17 protein-coding genes are annotated in these 21,168 nt (G+C 72.4%); 6 read left to right on the forward strand and 11 right to left on the reverse strand.

Features of this window, described 5'->3' with window-relative positions; genetic code table 11:
* The first annotated feature begins 12 nt into the window (after positions 1–12).
* The gene (locus ABD817_RS14735; RefSeq protein ID WP_344918446.1) at positions 13–807 is read left to right on the forward strand and encodes a DoxX family protein; all 795 of its coding nucleotides are present in this window, start codon (positions 13–15) and stop codon (positions 805–807) included.
* A gap of 139 nt (positions 808–946) precedes the next feature.
* Entirely contained in the window at positions 947–1,162 is a 216-nt protein-coding gene (locus ABD817_RS14740; protein WP_344918447.1) for a hypothetical protein, read from the forward strand.
* On the opposite strand, the gene ABD817_RS14745 is transcribed toward ABD817_RS14740, so the two are convergent.
* Positions 1,149–2,906 carry a serine/threonine protein kinase gene (locus ABD817_RS14745; RefSeq protein ID WP_344918448.1) on the reverse strand — a complete coding sequence of 586 codons (1,758 nt, stop codon included), beginning with the start codon at positions 2,904–2,906 and terminating at the stop codon, positions 1,149–1,151. The two genes, ABD817_RS14740 and ABD817_RS14745, sit on opposite strands and share 14 nt — an antisense overlap.
* 245 nt (positions 2,907–3,151) lie before the next feature.
* Positions 3,152–3,499 carry a winged helix-turn-helix transcriptional regulator gene (locus ABD817_RS14750; RefSeq protein WP_344918449.1) on the reverse strand — a complete coding sequence of 116 codons (348 nt, stop codon included), beginning with the start codon at positions 3,497–3,499 and terminating at the stop codon, positions 3,152–3,154.
* Between the two features lie 98 nt (positions 3,500–3,597).
* On the opposite strand from ABD817_RS14750, the gene ABD817_RS14755 reads away from it, so the two are divergent.
* Entirely contained in the window at positions 3,598–4,254 is a 657-nt protein-coding gene (locus ABD817_RS14755; RefSeq protein ID WP_425583349.1) for an NADPH-dependent F420 reductase, read from the forward strand.
* Positions 4,255–4,277: 23 nt separating this feature from the next.
* Here the strand turns inward: ABD817_RS14755 and ABD817_RS14760 are convergent, their stop codons facing one another.
* The 3 genes from ABD817_RS14760 to ABD817_RS14770 form a co-directional block, all read right to left on the reverse strand.
* Complete coding sequence (locus ABD817_RS14760; protein ID WP_344918451.1) at positions 4,278–5,129, reverse strand: TIGR02452 family protein; 852 nt, start codon at positions 5,127–5,129, stop codon at positions 4,278–4,280.
* A 111-nt stretch (positions 5,130–5,240) separates the two neighbouring features.
* On the reverse strand, positions 5,241–7,625 hold the full coding sequence (locus tag ABD817_RS14765; RefSeq protein ID WP_344918452.1) for a M20/M25/M40 family metallo-hydrolase: 2,385 nt from the start codon (positions 7,623–7,625) through the stop codon (positions 5,241–5,243).
* Between the two features lie 199 nt (positions 7,626–7,824).
* Positions 7,825–7,956, reverse strand: coding sequence for a hypothetical protein (locus ABD817_RS14770; RefSeq protein ID WP_344918453.1), 132 nt, complete (start codon positions 7,954–7,956; stop codon positions 7,825–7,827).
* A 266-nt stretch (positions 7,957–8,222) separates the two neighbouring features.
* On the opposite strand from ABD817_RS14770, the gene ABD817_RS14775 reads away from it, so the two are divergent.
* Complete coding sequence (locus ABD817_RS14775) at positions 8,223–8,642, forward strand: NsdA family TPR-like regulatory protein (protein WP_486389321.1); 420 nt, start codon at positions 8,223–8,225, stop codon at positions 8,640–8,642.
* 258 nt (positions 8,643–8,900) lie between these two features.
* Here the strand turns inward: ABD817_RS14775 and ABD817_RS14780 are convergent, their stop codons facing one another.
* Positions 8,901–9,473: a DUF4386 family protein gene (locus ABD817_RS14780; protein ID WP_344918455.1), complete on the reverse strand. Its 573-nt coding sequence runs from the start codon at positions 9,471–9,473 to the stop codon at positions 8,901–8,903.
* Between the two features lie 168 nt (positions 9,474–9,641).
* Between ABD817_RS14780 and ABD817_RS14785 the strand changes: the two genes are divergently transcribed.
* Complete coding sequence (locus ABD817_RS14785) at positions 9,642–12,344, forward strand: AfsR/SARP family transcriptional regulator (RefSeq protein ID WP_344918456.1); 2,703 nt, start codon at positions 9,642–9,644, stop codon at positions 12,342–12,344.
* A gap of 232 nt (positions 12,345–12,576) precedes the next feature.
* Here ABD817_RS14785 and ABD817_RS14790 read toward each other — a convergent pair whose 3' ends face one another.
* On the reverse strand, positions 12,577–13,422 hold the full coding sequence (locus tag ABD817_RS14790) for a helix-turn-helix transcriptional regulator (RefSeq protein ID WP_344918457.1): 846 nt from the start codon (positions 13,420–13,422) through the stop codon (positions 12,577–12,579).
* A 101-nt stretch (positions 13,423–13,523) separates the two neighbouring features.
* Between ABD817_RS14790 and ABD817_RS14795 the strand changes: the two genes are divergently transcribed.
* Positions 13,524–14,207 carry an SDR family NAD(P)-dependent oxidoreductase gene (locus ABD817_RS14795; protein ID WP_344918458.1) on the forward strand — a complete coding sequence of 228 codons (684 nt, stop codon included), beginning with the start codon at positions 13,524–13,526 and terminating at the stop codon, positions 14,205–14,207.
* Positions 14,208–14,394: 187 nt separating this feature from the next.
* On the opposite strand, the gene sthA is transcribed toward ABD817_RS14795, so the two are convergent.
* The 4 genes from sthA to ABD817_RS14815 form a co-directional block, all read right to left on the reverse strand.
* Complete coding sequence (sthA, locus tag ABD817_RS14800) at positions 14,395–15,798, reverse strand: Si-specific NAD(P)(+) transhydrogenase (RefSeq protein WP_344918459.1); 1,404 nt, start codon at positions 15,796–15,798, stop codon at positions 14,395–14,397.
* Between the two features lie 180 nt (positions 15,799–15,978).
* Positions 15,979–16,224, reverse strand: a complete 246-nt coding sequence (locus ABD817_RS14805; protein ID WP_344918460.1) for a hypothetical protein — start codon at positions 16,222–16,224, stop codon at positions 15,979–15,981.
* Positions 16,225–16,282: 58 nt separating this feature from the next.
* On the reverse strand, positions 16,283–17,542 hold the full coding sequence (locus ABD817_RS14810) for a serine/threonine protein kinase (RefSeq protein ID WP_344918461.1): 1,260 nt from the start codon (positions 17,540–17,542) through the stop codon (positions 16,283–16,285).
* Positions 17,543–17,579: 37 nt separating this feature from the next.
* Positions 17,580–21,119 (reverse strand): protein kinase domain-containing protein, encoded by a 3,540-nt coding sequence (locus ABD817_RS14815; RefSeq protein ID WP_344918462.1) that lies wholly within the window; start codon positions 21,117–21,119, stop codon positions 17,580–17,582.
* Between the last annotated feature and the right edge of the window lie 49 nt (positions 21,120–21,168).

The following is a 21,168-nucleotide window of genomic DNA, read 5'->3' on the forward strand; positions in this document are numbered from 1 at the left end:
GAATGAGGAACCGTGCGACAAACCCTTCATGATCTCGCCTCCCTGGCCGCGAGGCTGGGTGTGGGCGGGATCTTCTTCGCCAACGGCTGGCACAAGCTCGAAGCGGGCCTGAACGCCACCTCCGACCAGTTCGAGGCCCTGGGCGCCTCCGGAGCCGAAGTGTGGGCCGCCACCACCATGCTGACGGAGCTCATCGGCGGCGCGCTGCTGGTGGCCGGTCTCGCCGTGCCCGCGTGCGGACTGCTGCTGTTCGCCGAGGCTCTCGCCGTGTTCGTACTGGCCAGCGGCGAGACGGGCCTGCCGCTCACCGGGGGCGACGCCAAGCTGATCGTGGCCCTCGGGGCCGCCTCCATCCTGCTCGCGGTCGGCGGCGCGGGCCGCCTGTCGGTCGACCACATGGTGGTGATCAAACGCCGCGAGGCCGAGGCCGCCGAGGACTTCGCCGCCGAGGCCGAGGCCGACGACGTCATCGCCGCGCTACGCGAGCCCGAGACCCACGCGGCGCCCGCCCCCGCCCGGCCCAGCGCCGGGAAGAAGCCCGACGAGCCCGCCCCTGCGAGGCTCACCCCTGAGGGCGCCACCTCGGAGGGCACCACCTCGGGAGGTCCCACCCCGGAGGGCACCACCGACACCGCGGAGTTCCCCGCGGTCGCCCGCCCCCGTACGCGCACCCGCAAGCCCCCGTCCGGTGCCGCGACCTCCGTGCCCCCCGCGACCGCACCCACGCCGGTCGGGACGCCCGTGCCCGGCAAGACCGCCGACACCCTCGTGGCCGGGAAGAAGGACAAGCCCTCCCCTCGAAGCTAATGATTTAAGGCCATATATCCGCTTTTGTGAGAAAAACTTTTTCGGCCCTCAACTGAATTCACCCCCGCAGGGCGCCGATCCCGCCGGGCATGGCCGGATTCATGATCGTGGCGCTGTCGACCCCCTCCGTGTTCGATGGATGGCGTTCGCGGCCGGATACCTGCCGCTGATCGTCGTGCACGCCGGGCGTACCCTCGGTCCACCTCGGCCCCCGGCCCGGGTGTGCCTGTTCGACCTCGGCGGGATCGCGCTCATCGCCATGGCCGCCCTGGCCCCGGCGCCTCGTACGAGCCTCTGGGCGCACCCGGGAAGAGGTCCGCTGACCCGCGCCGCCGGCGTCGCTAGGAGATGGTGACGGTCCCGGCCCGCCAGTCGCGGTAGACGGTACGGAAGGGGGAGGTCGTCCGGCTTCCGTGGAGCAGGGCACGCCAGTCGAAGTCGAAGGTCGCGGGCCGGTCGTCGGCGTCCAGGCGCAGCCGCCACTGGATCGTGGACTGCCGTTCGAGCTGTTCGGGCGTCCATCCTCCGGTGATCTCGGAGAGCTTGTCGACGACCGCCGCGGGCGCCCTGGTGGTGACGAGCTGGCCGGAGTAGAGGCGCCCCTCGCGGGTGATCCGCGTGGTCTGTATGGCCAGGTCGAGGATGACGTCGACGGAGGCCGTCACGATCACCATCTCCGCCATCGACAGTGCCTCGGGAGGGTCGGCCTGGTCCTTCACCCTGCGGGCGTCGAGGTAGGTCTCCTGCCGCCCCTCCTCCCACAGGACGGCCACCTTCCTGGCCTTCCCGGACCTCATGCGGACCCTCATGTCGAAGCCCGTTCCGTACTGGCTGGCCTCGGCGTCGACGCCGCCGTAGCCCAGCCGCCCGGTGGCGGTGCCCAGGAAGTCGCTGTCGGTGAGCTGACCTTCGAACGTGAAGTCGGCGACGGGCGCGGCGAGGACCGCGCTCTCGACGGCCGCGACGAGCTCGGCCGACCTGGCGGGCGGCGGACCGGGGGGCGAGGAGGAGACGCGGGTGCTCGGCGCGGGAGCGGAGGCGGACGCGTTGACCGCGGCGGGCGTACTTCCCGCGGAGGCGGGCGCGGGGGTGGACGTCCCGCCGCCGAGAGTGGGGGTCCCCGGCACGGTCGGGATGGACAGGGGTCCCGGGGAGGGGCTCCCCGTCCCCCACCGCCAGAACACCCCTCCCGTCACGGCCAGCGCCGTCGCGGCGACCCCGCCGGCCAGGAGCAGCCGCCTGCGCGTCACAGGAGCGCCCTCGACGGTCGCGGTGAGCCGCCCCTGCCGGAGGGCGCCGGTGACGTCGCCCGTCCGCGCCTCGCCGAGCAGTTCCAGCAGCACGTCCCTGGCGCTGGGCCGACGTGCGGGATCCTTGGCGAGGCAGCGCGCCACGATCGAGCGGAGCGGCTCGGCCAGGTCGCCGAGTTCGGGCTCGCCGTGCAGGATCCGGTAGGCGATCGCCGCGAACGTGTCGCCGCCGAACGGCGGCCTGCCGGTGGCCGCGTAGGTCATGGTGGAGCCCCACGCGAAGACGTCCGTCGCCGGTCCCACCTGCCCGGCGTCGAACTGTTCGGGAGCCATGTAGGGAGGGGTGCCCATCAGCCCTCTCGTGGTCGCGGTCACGTTGGCGAGCCTGGCGATGCCGAAGTCGATCACACGTGGCCCGTCCGGGCCGATGAGCACGTTGCCCGGCTTGAAGTCCCGGTGCACCACTCCCGCCCGGTGGATGGCGGTGAGCGCGGTGGCCGTACCGACCGCCAGCCGGTGGAGCACGGCCCCGCGGACCACTCCCTCGGCCTCGACGACCGCGGCCAGCGAGGGACCGTCGATGTGCTCGCTGGCCACGTAGGGCGGGTCGTGGTCGAGATCGGCGGCGAGCACCCTGGCTGTGCAGAACTCGGCGACCTGACGAGCGGCGGCGACCTCTTTCTCGAACGAACGCTCGATGCCGCCTCGCATGACCTTGATCGCGACCTTCTCGCCGCCGTCACCCTCTCCGAGGTAGACGACCCCCTGGCCACCCTCGCCGAGCCGTCCGGTGATCAGGTAACCACCGATCCGATCGGGGTCACCACGGCGAAGTGGACCAGAAACCACCAGTGCCTCACATGATCGGAATGTGGGCAAAGAGTAACTCAGACCACCCTGGCGAAACAGCCGGGCGCCACCGTTCCACCGAGTCAGAGCGCCCGGCACCGGCCGTTCACGAGGCGGGCACCTCCGCGTTCCGCGCCCGTTCTCCTCGGCTCTCCTCCGCCATGACGTACCTTGGCCCCGCCCTCGATCAGCCCGGACGACGCCACCCGGTGACGCCCTCCGCACGGCCCTGGGCGTCAAGGACCTCACCGGGTGACGTCGTCGGCGCGGTCCTGGGCGTCGAGGACCTCGTCGCCGTGGTCGAAGGCCCACTCGCCGAAGGCCCCGATCAGCGGCACCAGTGTCCGCCCCAGGTCGGTGAGCCCGTACTCGACCCGGGGTGGCGCCTCGGCGTAGACCCGCCGGGAGACGAGGCCGTTGTACTCCAGCCTGCGCAGCGTCTCGGTGAGCACCTTCGTGCTGATCCCGCCGATCTCCTCGCGCAGCTCGCCGGGACGCCGGGGACCGGCGCGCAGCGCCCAGACGACGACGGCGTTCCAGGTGTTGCCGATCAGGTCGAAGGCGAGCCGGGCGCGGCAGTCGGCGAGGAACACGCCGGGTCCTCCAGTCTCTCCGAGACGTTACGCACCGAACGGTGCCTGATGAACTGTCTACCTTCGTCCTACACCAGCAGTCGAGCAGGGGAGGACGGATGCGCATCGGCATCCTCGGGGCGGGCCGCATGGCGGACGCGCTCGGAACGCACTGGGCCCGCGCGGGCCACGAGCTCACGGTGAGCGGCCGGGACCCGGCGAAGGCCGCCGCCCTGGCGGGCAGGCTCGGACCCACCGCGCGGGCGGGCACCTGGGAGGAGGCGGCGGTCTTCGGCGAGGTGACGCTGCTGGCCGTCCGCGATCACGCCGTCACCGAGGTCCTGGAGGCCGCCGGAGCCGCCCGGGGGACGCTGGACGGGCGGGTGCTCGCCGACTGCGTCAACCCGGTCGTCCAGGGACGGTTCACCCTGGCCACCGAGGGCGGCCCCTCGATGGCGCGGCGCGTCGCGGACGCCACCGGGGCCCACGTCGTCAAGGCGTTCAACCTGTGCCACGAGGACGTCTGGCGGATGACGCCGCCCGCCTTCGACGGCGTCCCGCTGGCGGTGCCCCTCTGCGGCGACGACCCCGCCGCGCTGGCCGCCGTACGCTCCCTCGTCACCGACCTCGGATGCGAGCCGGTCGACGGCGGCGGCCTGGAACGCGCGGGCCTGCTGGAGGCGACCGCGGCGTTCATGATCGGCCTCTGGGTCGGCGGCGCGGACGCCCAGGCGGTGCTACCGCCCCTGAAGTACGCCTTCGGCGCCCCCGGCTGACCGCGCGTTCGTGCGGGTGACAGTCACCGCGGTTCCGACACCGGTTCCGACACGGAGGCGAAACGGTCGGCGAACGCGGCTCGGTTGGCGGAGTCGGGTGAACGGTCCCAGACCGCGAACACCACCCGTTCGAACACCGCCGCGAACGCGCCGCCCGCGGTGAGGTGGGTGTGGAACGCCTCGGCGACCTCACGGGGATCGTTGCGGAACACCCCGCATCCCCAGGCACCGAGGACCAGCCGACGCGCTCCGTGATGGGCGGCCACGGTCAGGACCCGTTCCGCGCGTTGGTGGAGCACGTGCCGGATCAGGTCCCGTAGGCCCGGGTCACGGCGTAGCGCCTCTCCGGCGTTGGGGGCGGGAGACGTCAGGAACGAGACGGGGTACGGCTCGCTCAGCAGCCGGCCGTCATCGCCGCGATGCACGGGAACATCGGGAGACCAGATGACGCGGTGACTGTAGAGCAGGTCGGGAGAGGTGCGATGGGCGGCGTAGTAGTCGGGAGCCCGCAGGAGACAGGGATACAGCAGGGAGTTGCGGCAGAGGTCCTCTTCCTGGGCCTTGGCACCGCCGAGGTAGCCGCCTCCGGGGTTACGAGCCGAGGCGAAGTTCAGGACGGCGATCCGCCCGGCCCCGGCGAGGTGCAGCCGTCGCGCGGCTTGGAGACTCCCCTCGGCGGTCACCTGGAAAGACGTCCGGTGACCGGTCGTCGGGCGGGGAACGTCGATGTATCCATCCGCCGGATGGCTCGCGGTGCCGGAGAGCGCCGCCCGCAGTGCCGGGCCCACGACGACGGTGCCGTCATCGGTCGAATACTCGCCCTCAGCGATGATCCGCGCGTTGACGTCCGCGATACCACGCAATCTTCCGCTCACGCGTCCGCATGCTAGGCCGTGACCATCTCACCGGACGAACGGTTTTCGCGACCACCCGATCCACCTCGCCGCTGCTTCGAGACTCTTCGCGCGGACCCGGGTGGAGAGCTTTCATAGATCGTATGTCCGGGTGACAGCGATGAGGTCGCCGTCCTCGCGGGTCGACGCCACCAGGCCCGGCGGCCTCGGCACGTAGCCGGGCACCGTGGAGAGCCCGTACGTCTCGGCGATCGCGGTGACCCGTACCCGGTCCGTCCCCGGAACGCGCAGGGTGATCTCGGCTCCCCCGGGTGGCAGGGCACGGAACCGGACCTCGCCGGGCCAGATGCCGGTGCGGACGCCGGTGACGGCGACGGCCACCGGCCCGCTTCCCCCGACGGACGCCGTGGCCACGGTGATCGGGTGATCCACCCGCAGTGTCACCCCGCGCACGGCACGCCCGGCGGTCACGCGCAACGTGACAGTGTCCCCCCTGTCCCCCCTGTCCCCCCTGTCCCCCCTGTCCCCCCTGTCCCCGCTGTCCCCGCTCCCGCTGTTTCCGTTCCGCGAGAGCACCGACACCCTCGGCTCTCCGGCCCTGATCGCCTGAGCGGGGCCGGTCCACAGTTCACCGCGCGCGTAACCCGCGGGCAGCGACTCCACGTCGCGGCCGGACACGTACCTCCTGGTCCATCCGGCCGGATCGACGTCGGCGCTGACCCACCGGGCCACCCCAGTGTCGGCGTCCATCACGTACGCCAGATGCGTGCGCCGGGGGTGCCCCTCGTCGAACCTGTCCACCGCGAGCCCGAGGCCGACCAGCGCCATCGCGAGCACGACCGCGATCGAGGGCGCCGCGACGGCCGCGTGACGGCTCAAGCCCCGGCGGGGATCGGGGAGCGGGAGCTCCGCGATCGGCAGCACCGTGAGACCGAAGACGGCGAACACCAGGGCTCCCGCACCGCCGAGCGCGAGGCCCATCCCGTCCAGCGCGTTCCTGGCCAGAGCCGGTAGCAGCAGCGCGGACGCGACCGCCCCGCAGCTGATCGCGGCGACCCGCCATGCCGGGAATCGCGGAAGCAGCAGCGCGGTGAGCCCACCGAGCGCGCAGAACAGCACCGGAAGAGTGAAGACGAAGGCCGCTCCCGGCGCGGCCCACGCGCAGAGCACGCCCAGCGCGGCCGGCCACGCCAGCGCCCCGGCGGCGAGTGCCGCGGGCCCGATCCGACGGCGCAGGGGGAGATACCAGCTCAGCAGTGCCACTCCCGCCAGAGCGGCAACGGCGGCCTGGTACGCCAGCGGACGGTGGAGCAGGCCGCCCATCGTGTCGTAGGCGGGCCGCCAGGCCACCAGCAGTTCCCACATCCCCTGCGCGAGGACCGCCGACAAACCCAGCGGGAGTGTCGCGGACGCCGCACCGGCGAGCACTCTCGGAATGGAGACCAGTCCCCGCCGCCGCGCGAGCAGCGTCAGACCCGCCAGGGACAGTACGGCGAGCGCCGCCAGGGGGCGGACCAGGTAGCCGGGATACGTGACCATGCTTCCCAGCACCCTGAAGTAGGTGGCGTCGCCGTCGGAGGTCAGGTCGGGCAGAGTCGCATCACCCAGGGTGCGGGCGAGCGCCAGCATGTTCGAGCCGTGGTGTTGCAGGCTGCCCCGGTCGAGGTTGGCGATCGAGTCGTCGGCGGTGTGGTAGCGCGAGGAGCGCTCGATGTAGGCGAAGTTCATCCCGGTGAAACCCGCCCCGATCAGCGGGGTGAAGTCGGTGTTGTTAGGAAGCATCCGATACAGCTCGACCATCGAGGAGTCGCCGCGCGGATGCGGCACGGCCTCGGCGAACGTCTCGACCAGCCGCGCGTTGTTCCTGGACGTCTCGAACATCAGGGACGGCCCGCCGACACCCCGCGCCTCCCAGTTGAGCAGCACCCCGCCCCTACCGGCCAGGGGATGTTCGCGGACGAATGCCTCGGCCCCGAGAACCCCGTCCTCCTCACCGTCGGTCATCAGGAACACCAGGTCGTTGCGGAGATCTCCCTGGGTTCGCAACGCGCGCACGGTCTCCAGCATCGCGGCCACGGCCGCGCCGTCGTCCGACGCGCCGGGTCCCATGGCCGCGGAGTCGTAGTGGGCCGCGATCATGACGGTGCCCGTCGGGTCCGTGCCCGGCAGGGTCGCCACGATGTTGTCCACCCGCCCGAACGTCGCGAGTCCCGAGGCCGAACGGGCTCCGACCGCCCGCTGCACCTCGACCTTCAACCCCTCCGAGCGCAACTGCCCGACCAGGTAGTCCCTGGCCCTGTCGGCGGCCGGACTGCCCAGCGGACGCGGTTCAGCGGCGAACCGCCCGAGGTGTTCCAACGCCCGCCCGGCGCTGAACTCCCGTTCCGGCGCCGACGACGAAAGGGGTTGCATGGTGCTTTCCCCCATCGCGGTCAGCATGATCATCCCTGCCAGCACCAGCAGGCCCGCGATCCCCGCGACGCCCCGGCGGGGGACGTCGATCAACTTTTCCATCATGGCCGGAAACGCTAGGTTTCCCCACCCGGCCGCCGGAATGATGCGCGTACCCGTAGCGGGCTGTGGTTTTCCGCACGCGGACCAGGAACGGACCGCGACGCGATCAGCGGCCCGCCCGGGATCGTCCACCGGATGCCGGGCATAGACGAACCGCCCCCGCCGAGCGTCCCACCCGATACGCCACCAGAACCGCTCCCCGTCACACCACCAGCCCCACCCAGACCGACACCAGCGCCAGCCCGTAACCGTCGTGCACGTCGGAGGCGATGCCGTATGTCTCCAGAGCCTCCTGGAGCTCCTTCGCGGCGATTACCTCCGCCGAGGGCTTCACCGCGAAAGGTGCCCACCTGCCTGCGAGATTGCCTTCACTACCCGGCTGAGGACGCACGGCATCCGGTCTATCCGGAAGTGTCTGATCGGATTTCGCGACTTGCCCGCGTATCACCGGCATGGGCTGGCCTTCCTGACAGTGAGGTGAGCTGATGTCGTCAGCACGTCAGGAAAGACCGTAAGGAGGGTGCGTTCGTGAGCCCCGTACCATCGTGAAGCTAAAAAACCCGTACTGAAATGCGGGTCAGGTGATGCCTGACCACGCCGATCCGCGAACGCCTGTCCTCGGCCGTCGGCCTGCTGGCCGACCGTCTCGGCTGGGCCGTCTATGACGCGGGCGACACCGCGAAGGCCACCAAAGTGCTCACGCTCGCACTGGACACCTCCGCACGCGGCACCGACCGGGACCTGCGCGCCCACGTCATGCCGGACCTGTCCACCGTCGTCACCGACTCGGGCCGTCCTCGTGAAGGGGTGGAGATTCTCCGTCTGGCCCTGGGAGACGAGCGGATCGGCTCGGCCGAACGCGCCAACCTGCACGCGGTCGCCGCCCGCCACTGCGCCGCCGCCCACGACCGCCAGGCAGGACTGCGACACGTGGACCTGGCCGAGGAGGCACTGACCAGACCGCGCCCGGCGTCATCTGTGAGTGTCGTGCCCCGACAACGCTGTGCAGTTCTTCCATGACGCGTTCCCAGGATGGCATGCGCGCGTCTGACGGCGCGGCGGGATCGAAGAGGACCCGCACCCCCATTTCCCGGAGCGCGTCGAGGCTGCGGCCGAAAGCGAGATGGCGAGCGAGGGCGTCCTTCAGCAGTGGGACGGCCACAATCGGAACGCCGAAACCCATCATCTCGTGCGGCGCCACCGCGACCCCCTGATGTCGTGGTCAACGACAGGAGCGTTCCTGTGATCATCCGTGGAAAAATCTACGCGACGCCCGCATCACCTGTTGAAGCCCTTGATGAGCAGCCACAGCGCCAGCACCATCTCGCTGACCGACAGCGGTGCGATCAGCACGGCGTGCGCCGGCGCGGATACCTCGATCACCCCGAAGAGCACGAGCAGGGCGTCCACCGCGTACGGCACCACCGCGACCAGCGCCCATCCGGAGATCAGCCGCGGCACCAGCCCGCCCCGCCACAGCGCCCCGTTGAGCAGTACCACGGCCAGGCAGAAGAACAGGGAACTGACCGGATAACCCCAGGTGCCGTACGTGCCGGACCACGAGGCATCCCCGCCGGACGCGGCGACGAGCGGCCCGAGCGCCGACAGCAGCAGCAGCACGACCTCCAGCGTGCGCGCCACAACGTATCCGACGGCCACCCCCTCGCCGCGTTCGCGCAGCACCGGGAAGATCGCCGCCGGGATCATCGCGATGGCGGCGGCCATCACCACCACCAGCAGCGCCCCGGCCCGCGACCGGTCCCCGGCCAGCAGCACCGCGCTCAGCACACCCGCCACGGTCGCGGTGACGAAGAGGCCCCCGACGATCCGGGCCGTCGTCCGTCTGTTCATGCTCACTCCGAAACTCCCAAACTCTGAAGACGACTGAAGACGACTGAAGACATCTGAAAACGATGAGGACCGCGATGTCCGCTATGGTCCGATCGATGCGGCACCCACCCTGGCCGGGGACGGTGTGCGAACGGTGTGCCGGCGGTTGGCCGGGCGAGGGGGCGGTCCGTGGTCCGGATCCGGCTGCTGGGCGGCGTGACCGCCGAGACCGACGACGGCGACCCGATCGACGTGGGCGCGGCCAGGACGCGCACCCTGCTGGCGGCCCTGGCCCTGTCGCCCGGCGTGCCCGTGCCGGTCGCGCGGCTGATCGAGCAGGTGTGGGCCGACGCGCCGCCCCGTACGGTGGCCAAGACCTTGCAGTGGCACGTCGCCCGGTTGCGCGCGGCGCTGGGCCACGCCGCGATCGGCCGGGCCGGCGCCGCCTACCGGCTTGACCTGCCGGCCGAGGCCGTCGACGTGGGCCGTTTCCGCGCCCACCTGCGCGACGGCGACGCGGAAGCGGCACTCGCCGAATGGACCGGCGACCCGCTGGCCGGAGTGGACGCGCCGGGCCTGGCCTCGGCGGTGCACGGCCTGGTGGAGGAGCGGCTCGGCGCCCTGGAGTCGGCTCTGGAACACCAGGTGGACCGCGACCCGCACCGGGCCGCCACCACCCTGACCGGCCTGGTCGCCCGCCACCCGCTTCGGGAGGGCCTGTGGGCTCTGCTGATGACCGCGCTGACCCGGTCCGGACGGCGGGCCGACGCCCTCGCCACCTACCGGCGGGCCCGCCGCCACCTGGTCGCCGAACTCGGTATCGAGCCCGGTCCCCGGCTGCGCGACCTGGAGGCGCGGATCCTGCGCGAGGAGGAGCCTCGGGAGGGCAACCTGCCGTCGCGACTGAGCCCGCTGATCGGCCGCGACGACGCCCTGGCGGCGGTGGCCGGCGCTCTCGCCGGGTCGCCGGTGGTCACCCTGGTGGGGCCCGGCGGTATCGGCAAGACGCGGCTCGCCCTGGCGGCGGCGCTGCGGACCGGTGGCGCCGCCTGGTTCCTGGACCTGTCGGAGATCACCGACGCCGCCGACGTGCCCCGTGTCGCGGCCGGCACGCTCGGCGTGGCGCAGCGGCCCGGCCACGGCCTGACCGAGTCGGTCGTGGCCGCGCTGGCCTCCCGTACGGCACTGCTGGTGGTGGACAACTGCGAGCACGTGCCGGACGGCGCGGCCGGATTCGTCCAGGCGGTGGCCCGGGGGTGCCCGCACGTACGGGTGCTGGCCACCTCACGGGAGCGGCTCGCCGTGGACGGCGAGCAGGTGGTGGCCGTCGACCCGCTGGCGCCGGGGGCCGCCGCCGAACTGTTCCACACCCGCGCGTCCGCCACCGACCTCGGCTACGACCGCCTCGCGCACGCCGCCGACGTGGCCGACCTGTGCCGTCACCTGGACGGCATTCCGCTGGCCATCGAACTGGCCGCCGCCCGCGTCCGCAGCCACCGCCCCCGCGACCTGCTGGCCCGCCCCGGCGCGGCGACCGGTGAGCGCAGGACCGGCGCCCCCAGGCACCGCAGTCTGCACGCCGCCCTGGCCTGGTCCCACGACCTGCTCACCGACGCCGAGCGCGTGACGCTGCGCGACCTGTCGGTCTTCCGCGGCCCTTTCCCGCTGGCCGCGGCCGCCGCCGTGACCGGGGACGACACCCTGCTGGGCACCCTGGTCGAGCGGTCGATGGTGGCGACCGTACCCGGGCCGCGGTTCCGGCTGCTGGAGCCGATCCGCCGGTTCGCCGCGGCCCAGGGCCCGACCGAGGAGGCTTCGGGACGGCACGCCCGCTGGTGCCTCGTCGAGGTCGCCGAGATCGGCGCGCTGTTGCGCGGCATCCGGGAGGAGGAAGGCGTGGCCCGGCTGCGCGAGCTGTGGCCGAACCTGCGCGCCGCGTTCGGGTGGGCGTGCGCGACCGGCGACGTGGTGACGGCCGACGCGCTGGTCCGCCCGGTGGTGACGGAGCTGACGCTGCGCGGAACCCAGGAGATCGGCGACTGGGCCGAGCGTTTGCTGGCCCTGCTCCCGCCGGATCAGGCCGACCGGCGCGCGTTCTGGCTGCTGTGGGCGGCCGAGCGGCTCACCCAGACCGCCGACCCGGCCGCCTTCGCCGCCCTCGCCGCCCCGGCCGCGCCGGACCACCCGCTGGCCCGCTACGCCGCCGCCTACGTGCGCGGCGACGGGCAGGCCCTGGCGGAGCTGCTGCCGCCGGCGGCGGCCGGGCTGCGTGAGCGGGAGCCGTACCTGGCGGCGTTCCTGCGACTGAACGCGGCCGGAACGCTACTCGGCATCGGCCGCTTCGCGCAGGTGGATGAGGCGGTCACGGTGCTGGCCGCCCGCTACCGCGCGGAGGGGCCGCCGACGCTCCACCACTGGGCACTGCAGACCCTGGCCTACTCGGCCGCGTTCCAGCGCCGCCCCGGCGACGCCGAGCGGTTCTTCGACGAGGCGGCCACGATCGACCTGCCGGAGGGGTCGCTGTCGGCGGGAAAGGCCGTCCAGGCACGTGCGGCGTTCCGGCGCGGCGACCATCCGCGCGCGTACCGGTTGCTGCGTGGCTACATCGACGAGCTCGTGGCCACCGGCAACGTGGTCGCGGCGAGTGTGGTCTGCATCGAGTTCGTCACCATGACGGCGGCGCTCGGCCTGCGGGAGGAGGCCGAGCGGATGCTGGCCTACCTGGAGTCGCGCAACGAGTTCGGCGCGATGGCCGCGCGTCTGCTGGTGCCGTACGCGGTGGGCGGGCGCGCGGCGGACCCGGGCCTGACCGACCGGCAGGCGCTGGACTACATGGGCGCGGTCCTGGACCGGCTGACGACCGGTCAGGAACGGGGAAGCACCGGGCGGTGACTCCTCTCCCCAGGTGGAGACATCCCGGAAACCACGGGCTTCCGGCCGTATCCGCGTGGCAAAGGACCGCGAGCGCGGCGGTCACCGTGAGCGCGACTTTGCCGGGGCCCCGGGGAGTCCTGGCGTGGTCAAAGCGGAACGGCGTGAGGATGTTCCGGTCCCAGTGCGGCGCGGGGCAGCCCGGTGAAGAAGGCGTGGCCGGCGGCTCCGGGCGGACGTGGCCGGCCGAGGTCTAATCGATGAGCGTCTGGGTGCCGAGGACGATGGCGAGCGCGAGGCGCTGGGCGTCCTCGGTGCCCGGTTCGGCGGTGTAGACCATGATGCGCAGATCGTCCGAGGCGACGATGAGGGTGTCGCAGTCGAGCGTCATCCGGCCGACCGCGGGATGGTCGATGACCTTCCTTTTCGACGGGTTCGCGAGCGGAGCGGGGGCGTTGGAGTCCCAGAGTTCGGCGAAGCGCGCGCTGTCGTCCGCGAGCTCGCCGATGAGCCGCCGGAGCGCCCGGTCGGCGGGGTACCGGGAAGCGGTCAGCCGCAGGTCGGCGACGAGTCGCGCCTCATGGTCGGCCCACTCCTGCGCGGTGTGGACGATGCGGGTACCGGGCCCGAGGAGGTTGCGCCAGATGGCGTTGCGTTCGATCCCGTGCCAGGTCGAGGTCTCGCCCATGAGCGCGTCGTAGGGGGCGTTGGCGAGGACGAGCGTCCAGGTGGCGTCGTACACGACGACCGGGGTGTTCGCCAGCCGGTCGAGCAGCCGCTGCACGCTCGGCGTGACGCGCGACAGGACGACGTCGCGTCCGGGAGCGGCGTGACCGGCCAGCCGGTAGAGGAGGTCACGCTCCGTCTCGGACAGGCGCAGCGCCCGCACGAGCGCCTCCACCACCTGCGCCGAGGGCGCGGTCGCCCGCCCCTGCTCAAGCCGGGTCAGATAGTCGGCCGAGATCCCGGCGAGCCCGGCCAGTTCCTCGCGGCGTAGCCCGCTCGCCCGGCGGCGTCGGCCGACCGGCACGCCGACGGTCTCGGGCGCGACACGATCACGCCAGCGGCGTAGCGTCCGGCCGAACTCCCACGACTCCATGCGTCCAGTCTGCAGGGATATGACATCTTTGTCCTGGCCCCGGCATTCCTACGACAACGGGACGGCTGCCTGAGCGTCCGCCGCTGCCCGAAGCTCGGAGCATGACAACCACACTGATCACCGGGGCGAACCGAGGCATCGGCAAGGAAACCGCCCGCCAGCTCGCCGCCGCCGGGCACACCGTCTACGTCGGCGCCCGCGACGAGGCCCGCGGCCGTGCGGCCGCGGAGGAACTCGGCGCCCGTTTCGTCCAGCTCGACGTCACGGACGACGCCTCCGTGGCCGCGGCCCTCGCCCGGATCGAGGCCGACGGCGGACTCGACGTGCTCGTCAACAACGCCGGCATCGCCATGCTCGCCCTCAACGGCCCGGACGCCCTGGAGGTGTTCGACACCAACGCCGTCTCGATCGTCCGTGTCACCGAGGCGGCCCTGCCCCTGCTGAGGAGGTCCGCCAACCCGGTCGTCGTCAACGTCTCCAGCGCGCTCGGCTCCTTCGCGGCCAACCACGACCCCGCCCGACCAGCGTCACACGTCTCCGCGATCGTCTACGGCGCGAGCAAGGCGGCCGTCTCCATGCTCACCGTCCAGTACGCGAGAGCGGTGCCCGAGATCAAGTTCAACGCGGTCGAGCCCGGTTACACCGCGACCGAGCTGGGCGGCCACGACCACAGCCAGGGCCGCCCGGTCGAGGTCAGCGCGCGGACCGTCGCCCACATGGCCGCCATCGGCCCCGACGGCCCCACCGGCACCTTCTGGGAAGACGACGGCGAACTGGGCTGGTGACCGGCGACGTCGGCCGCCGAGATCACCTCATCGAGCCGTACCGGGTTCGGCGGGGACTCCGACGTACCCCGGCCTCACCGAACCCGGGGCAGGAGAGATCGTCCGACTCGGACATCCGGCTGGGTGAGGAGCCCTGGCCGCCGACAGCCGATATCCGGTTGTCTCGGACAGGTCGCTCCAGGCATGGTCACGGCTCGGCCGTCAGCCTGGCGATGGCCCGCATCTTGTTCATGGCGTCGAGGGCGGCGACCTTGTACGACTCGGCGAGCGTCGGATAGTTGAACACGGCGTTGACCAGGTAGTCGACCGTTCCGCCACAGCCCATCACTGTTTGCCCGATATGTACGAGTTCGGTGGCCCCGGTACCGAACACATGGACGCCGAGCAGCCGCCGATCCTCGGGAGAGACGAGCAGTTTGAGCATGCCGTACGAGTCACCGATGATCTGCCCACGAGCCAGTTCCCGGTACCGCGAGACGCCCACCTCGAACGGGATCTTGTCGCGGGTCAGGTCGTCCTCGGACTTCCCGACGAAACTGATCTCCGGAATCGTGTAGATCCCGATCGGCTGCAGCTCGTGCATGTCGGCGACGGGTTCACCGCACGCGTGCTGGGCCGCCAAACGGCCCTGCTCCATCGAAGTGGCCGCCAGCGCGGGAAAGCCGATCACGTCGCCGACCGCGTAGATATGCGGAACGGGTGTGGCGTAGTGCTCGTCCACCTCGATCCGGCCTCGGTCGTCGGCGGCGAGCCCGGCGGCCTCCAGGCACAGCTCGGCCGTCTTGCCCTGCCGCCCCGCCGAGTACATGACGCAGTCGGCAAGGATCTTCTTACCACTCTCCAGAATGGTCAGGGCCCCGCGCGGCCGTCGCTCGACCGCGGCGACGCTCTCACCGAACCGGAACGTCACGGCCAAATCCCGCAGGTGATATTTGAGTGCCTCCACGATCTCCAGATCGCAGAACTCCAGCATCCGCTCACGACGCTCCACCACGGTGACCTTGGTGCCGAGCGCCGCGAACATCGAGGCGTACTCGATTCCGATGACCCCGGCTCCGACGACAACGAGTGTTTCGGGCACCCGGTCGAGGTGCAGGATCGCATCGGAGTCGATAATGGTGTGGTCGTCGAACTCCACACTGGACGGACGAGCCGGCGAGGTCCCCGTCGCAATCACGATCTTCTCGGCCGTGACCTTCCTTTCCTCGTCCCCGGTCACTCCAACCGTGTGCTCGTCCAGAAACCGTGCGGTCCCCTGCAACATGACCACCCGGTTACGGCTCAACTGGCTGCGAATCACCTGAACCTCGCGGCCGATGACGTGCTGGGTACGCATCCCGAGATCCGCGACGGTGATCTCGTCCTTCACCCGGTAGCTCGACCCGTACAAATCCCGCTGGTTGAGCCCCGTCAGATAGAGGACCGCCTCACGTAGCGTCTTGGACGGGATCGTCCCGGTGTTGATGCACACCCCGCCGAGCATGTGCTGCTTCTCGACGATCGCGACCCTCTTGCCGAGTTTCGCCGCGGCGATCGCGGCCTTCTGCCCACCCGGCCCGGAACCAAGAACAAGGACATCGAAATCCCACATAGGCCCCAGTGTGAGGGCAGGAGGCGGTCTCAGCCAGACTCACGCCATACCTGATCGTGGCGGTCTCGTTAACACCGCCTCACAGCGTCACGCGGACCTCGATGCGCGCGCCGTCCACGGGGCGACACGCGCCGTCACCGGGCCGCCGCGCGACGGCCCGGACCGTGAGGCTCCATCGCCTCACACCTTCATCTCGACCCGGTCCACGAGCGCGTCCATGCCCTCCTGCCGCGCGCAGTGGGCGCAGCAGAACCAGTGGCGACCGGCCGCGACGCCGTGCCCGACGATGCGGACCCCGCAGTGCTCGCAGATCGGCGCCATCCGCTGGATCGCGCACTCGAAGCTGTCGAAGACGTGCACCTTGCCCTGGGCGTGCACCTCGAAGCTCATGTCATAGTCATTGCCGCACGTTTCACAGTTCGCCATGTTTCCCCCCGAAAACTCGTGGCATTTCCGGTAAACGTCCTACCCAGGTATCCGCAGGTCAGACAACCCATATCACCGCGATCACCCCGGCCAGCACCGCGAGCACCACCGACACGGCGAGCAGCGGGAGAAGCAGCCGGGCGAACGTCCCGCGCGCCACGAGGCGGGCGCGATCGGCCTCGATCCACTCCCCCAGGCGGGGCCAGGCGTACGGAAGCGCCTGGTGGACCAGGATCGCCTCATTCCCCCGGTGCGCGACCAGCCCCGCGAAGCCGCGCAGGACGCGCTCGGACCCGGCGGGTACCCTGGCCTCGCGGGCGACCGGCTGCCCGTCGGGGGCGATGGCGACGAGCCTCAGGAAGATCCCGGGCGCGCGCTCCCTGTCCGCCGGGCCGAGCGCGGCGTACGCGGACTCGGCGAGCGCTCCCAGCCCGGGATCGTCGCAGGCCGTACGGATCCCGGCCGCCACCTCGGCTCCCGACCGCAGCAGCGAGGCCACCCACGGCCCCGCCGTCATCACCGCCCTCGGTCCCGGGGCGCCCGCGGCGAGCAGGGCGATCAGCAGGTCGCGGGCGGCGGGCCTGGCCCGGGGGTCCTTGGCGAGCGCGGCGGAGGCGAGGGGCCGCAGGAGCGGGGGCAGCGGGTCCAGGTCGGGGTCGCGCGCGAGGATCCGGTGCATCACCCCGCCCAGGCTGCCCGCCGCGAACGGGTCCTCCCCGGTCGCGGCGTACAGCACGATCCCGCCCCAGGCGAACACGTCGACGGCCGGGCCCGCCGCGCCGCCGGTGAACACCTCGGGCGCCGTGTACGACGGCACGCGCGTCCTGAGCCCGGTGGCGGTCAGCGACGTTCCCCGCCCGGGGTTCGTCCCGAACCCGGTGACCCTGGGGCCGTTCCCGCCGAGGATCACGTCGCCGGGCGTGAGGCCGCGGTGGACGACCCCGGCCTCGTGCAGGGCCGTCAGCGCGGTGGCGACCGCGGTCGCGAGGCCGTGCAGGTCGTCGCCGCCGAAGATCCGCCCGGCCCGGCGCAGGCTGGGGCCCTCCACGTACTCGCTGACGATGTACGGCCTGGGCCCGTCGAGGTCGGCGTCCAGCACGTTCGCCGTACAGGGCGCGGTGACGCGGCGGGCGGCGGCGGCCTCGGCGGACGCCTCACGCCCCGAAGGGCCGTGCAGGACCCGCACCGCGACCCGCCGCCCGGCCGGGTCGTACCCCTCGTAGACCACGCCCAGGGCACCCGCCCCCAGCCGCCCGGCGAGGCGGTACCCTCCCAGCCGCCACGGGTCGCCCACGATCAACCCCTGCGCCACTCTCATGCGGTGTTTGATGCGGTACGTGGGGAAAAAGTTGCTTTCAACCAGGGCAGACGTCGCGATAGGGCAGATCCCCCAGGTAGGTGCGCCACTCCTCGCGGGACAGGGTGCGGCCCGCGCGCTCGCAGACCGCCCGCGTCACCGCCTCCGGCTCGACCGGATACTCGCTCAGGGTGCCGGCCCCGTCGACGGTGATCAGCCGGGCACCGTCGGGGCTGAACGCCAGCGCCTGGAGATCGCCGGTCTGGGCGACGATCGGCTGACCGAGGCGGCGCCCGGTCGCGACGTCCCACATCCCCACCGACCGCTCGGTCACCGCCGCGGCGACGACGTCGCCGCGGGGCGAGTACGCCAGGCCGGTCCCCGTTCCCGCCTCGCCCCTGATCATGCTGCCCACCCGCTTCCTGCCCCGGGTCTCGAACACCGAGATCCGCCCCACCTGGTCGGCGACCGCGAAGCGGGCACCCTCCTCGCCGAAGGCGAGCGCGATCGCCGGGATGCTGACGGTGGGCGAGCCGTAGGTGTCGCCGAACGGCTTGCCGGTGCCCGCGTCCAGCAGCCGGTGCTCACCGCCCGCCACCGCGAGCGCCCCGCCGTCCGGGGCGAACACCAGCTTCTCCACCATTTCCTGGGGCCGCGACCAGCGGAGCCGCCCGCTGGGCACGTCCCAGACGTGGAGCTCCCCGCCGGGCTCCACCTCGGCGTCGTAGTAGAGGGTGTACGAGGCCACGGCGGTGCCGTCGGCGCTGATCGCCACGGCGGGCACCTGGCCGCCGCGGGCGAGGGAGACGGTGGTGATCCGCTTGAAGGTGGAGGTGTCCCAGACGGTCAGCCGGGCGCTGTCCGCGCCGTTGTTGACCACCAGCCGCCCGCCGTCGGCGCTGAAGGCCATCTCGAAGTAGCCGTCGGCGCCCCCGGGCCCGATGTCCAGCGAGCCCACCCGGACGCGCCGCCGGACGTCGCGGATCACGACCTCACTCGCCTCGGCGGCCCTGGAGGCGAGGAGCCGCCCGTCGGGGCTGAGGACCGCCCAGCCGGTACCCGGGCCCTTCAGCGTGTCGGGCCTGGTCAGCGCGGAGACGTCCAGGCTCGTCACCGAGGACTCGGTGAGGTAGCGCAGGGTGCGCCCATCGGGGTCGAAGGCCACGACAGGGTCGTACGCGTCGATCCTCTGGGTGAGCAGCAGCCTGCCGTCCTCGACCCGCCAGAGCCGCAGGGCCGTGTCGAGCGCCGAGGCCAGGAAACGCCCGTCGGGGCTGAAGACGAGGTCGCCGGTCGCGCCCGGCTCGAAGAAGCGGTCCAGCTTCGTCCCGGTGGCCGCGTCACGCAGCTCGACGGTCTTCCCCCTGCCGACGGCGATGGTCGCGCCGTCGGGACTGTAGGCAGGGCGCGGCGCGCAGCCGTTGCAGCGGCTCCCCAGCGGGATCCTGCGCGGGCCGTCCAGGGGGAAGGCCGCCACCTCGCCGTTGAGGTCCCCGGCCGCGAGCCCGCGCCCGTCGGCGGAGATGTCGGTGCCGACGGCTCCCCCGAGCGGGTAGCGCTTCTCGCCGGTCACGACGTTCCAGACGGTGAACCCCTCCCCCTGCCAGACCATGAGCCAGTCATCCGACTGCCCGAAGGACGCGCTGGTGTCGCCGCCCGCGCTCCGGCCCTGGACCCCCAGGACGGCGCCGGTCGGCCTGCCGGTTCGCACGTCCCAGATCCTCAGCCTCAGGCCGCTGATCACCGCGAGCCGGCCGCCTCGCGGGCTCAGCGCGATCCCGCGCAGGTCGCCGCCGATCCCGGTGAAGCCGCCGACGCGTTTGCCGGTCCGCACGTCCCAGACACGCGCCTCGCCGTCGCTCGCGCTGACGAGCGTGCGCCCGTCGGCACTCAGCGCCCTGAGGGTCTGTATCCCGGTGGCCGGGTCGTGGAAGGCGGCCGTCTCCCGCTGGGCCAGCGAACCGGCCAGGCTCGCCCTGGCCTCGACCACCGGTGCCAGCCGCCAGGCGGCCACGCTGAGCAGCATCGCCCTGACCGGCTCGGCGATCCGCAGCGTGTCGGCCGTCGCGGCGAGCCTCGCGGCCGTCGCCTGGTCGCGCTGGGAGGCGATGACGGCGCTGCGCGCGTCGGCCACCCTGCTCTGCTGCACGGCGAACGCCCCGGCGGCCAGCGCGGCGACGAGCAGCACGGCCAGCGTGCCGGAGATCGCCCTGCCCCTGCGGGCCCGGCGGCGGGTGAGGGCGGCTCCGGCCTCCAGGAAGTCGCGCTCGACCGGGCTGAGCGTGATGTTGCGGCGTCCGGTGGCCGCCCAGCGCATGGCGTTCTCCAGGTTGCCGCCCTGGAAAAGGTCCCCGTCCCTGCGCCCCTGGACCTGCCAGCGCCGCGCGGCGGTGAGGATGCCCCGGTGCACGGCCAGGCCGTCCCGGTTGGCCCGGACCCACGCGCGCAGCCTGGGCCAGGCCTGCGGCAGCGCGGGCCGCGACAGCCAGACCTCCCGGTCGTCGTGGGTGAGCAGGTACGCGAAGACCTCCACGAGGCGCCGTACCGCGGCGGCCTCACCCTCCTGGCGCCCGTCGAGGAGCTCGGCCCACTGCGCGTGGCGTACGACCAGCTGGCCGTCGTCGGTCACGGTGACCAGCCGCAGGAAGATCTCGGGGGCCAGCTCCCGCTCGGCGGGACCGAGCGCGACGTAGGCGTCCTCGGCGAGGGTGCCGAGCGCGGGGTCGGACGAGGTGGCGCGGACCTGGGCCCCGGCGTCGCTGCCCGCCGCGAGCAGTCTCGGCGTGTCGACGGCGCCGTCACCGCTGACCAGGGCGAGCAGCAGGTCCCTGGCGGTGGGCCTGGACTCGGGGTCCTTGGCGAGCGAGGCGGCGACGAACGGCCGCAGGTGCTCGGGGAGCATGTCCAGCTGGGGCTGTACCGACAGCACGCGGTGCATGATCCCGCCCAGGCTCTCCGCGCGGAACGGGTCGGCCCCCGTCGCGGCGAAGACCATGATCCCGCCCCAGGCGAAGACGTCGACGGCCGCGCTCGCGCGCTGACCCATGAAGATCTCGGGGGCCATGTACGTCGGGGTGCCCGCCACCATGCCGGTCGCGGTCAGCGACATGTCCTCGGTGCGGGCGACCCCGAAGTCGATCACCCGTGGGCCGTCCGGGCCCAGCAGCACGTTGTCGGGTTTGAGGTCGCGGTGGACGACCCCGGCCTCGTGGACGGCGGTCAGCGCGGTGGCGATCGCGGTCGCGAGGCGGTGCAGGTCACCCCCGGTGAAGCGGCGCCCCTCCGCGACGGCCCTGCGCAGGCTGGGGCCCTCCACGTACTCGCTGACGATGTACGGCCTGGGCCCGTCGAGGTCGGCGTCCAGCACGCCCGCCGTACAGAAGGAGGCCACCCGGCGGGCGGCGGCGGCCTCGCGGCCGAACCGCTCGCGCAGCTCGGGGTCGGTCCCGGCATCGCCGTGCAGGACCTTCACCGCGACGCGCGTGCCCTCGGCGTCGTACGCCTCGTAGACCACGCCCTGGCCGCCCGCGCCCAGCCGTCCGGCCAGCCAGTAGTCACCTAGCCGCTGCGGATCACCGTCGATAAGTGCCGTACTCAACTCACGCTCCGTTTCGCCGGTGGATTGGACGCCCCGGAGGACGGCGAGG

This window comes from Streptosporangium oxazolinicum (assembly GCF_039537505.1).
Lineage (GTDB): Bacteria > Actinomycetota > Actinomycetes > Streptosporangiales > Streptosporangiaceae > Streptosporangium > Streptosporangium oxazolinicum.

Bases quoted from the DNA above. Each gene is read 5' to 3' on its own strand.
- ABD817_RS14780 (WP_344918455.1), bottom strand. From the start codon at position 9,473: ATGAACAGACGGACGACGGCCCGGATCGTCGGGGGCCTCTTCGTCACC.
- ABD817_RS14755 (WP_425583349.1), top strand. From the start codon at position 3,598: ATGCGCATCGGCATCCTCGGGGCGGGCCGCATGGCGGACGCGCTCGGA.
- sthA (WP_344918459.1), bottom strand. From the start codon at position 15,798: ATGTGGGATTTCGATGTCCTTGTTCTTGGTTCCGGGCCGGGTGGGCAG.
- ABD817_RS14765 (WP_344918452.1), bottom strand. From the start codon at position 7,625: ATGATGGAAAAGTTGATCGACGTCCCCCGCCGGGGCGTCGCGGGGATC.
- ABD817_RS14810 (WP_344918461.1), bottom strand. From the start codon at position 17,542: ATGAGAGTGGCGCAGGGGTTGATCGTGGGCGACCCGTGGCGGCTGGGA.
- ABD817_RS14740 (WP_344918447.1), top strand. From the start codon at position 947: ATGGCGTTCGCGGCCGGATACCTGCCGCTGATCGTCGTGCACGCCGGG.
- ABD817_RS14795 (WP_344918458.1), top strand. From the start codon at position 13,524: ATGACAACCACACTGATCACCGGGGCGAACCGAGGCATCGGCAAGGAA.
- ABD817_RS14805 (WP_344918460.1), bottom strand. From the start codon at position 16,224: ATGGCGAACTGTGAAACGTGCGGCAATGACTATGACATGAGCTTCGAG.
- ABD817_RS14790 (WP_344918457.1), bottom strand. From the start codon at position 13,422: ATGGAGTCGTGGGAGTTCGGCCGGACGCTACGCCGCTGGCGTGATCGT.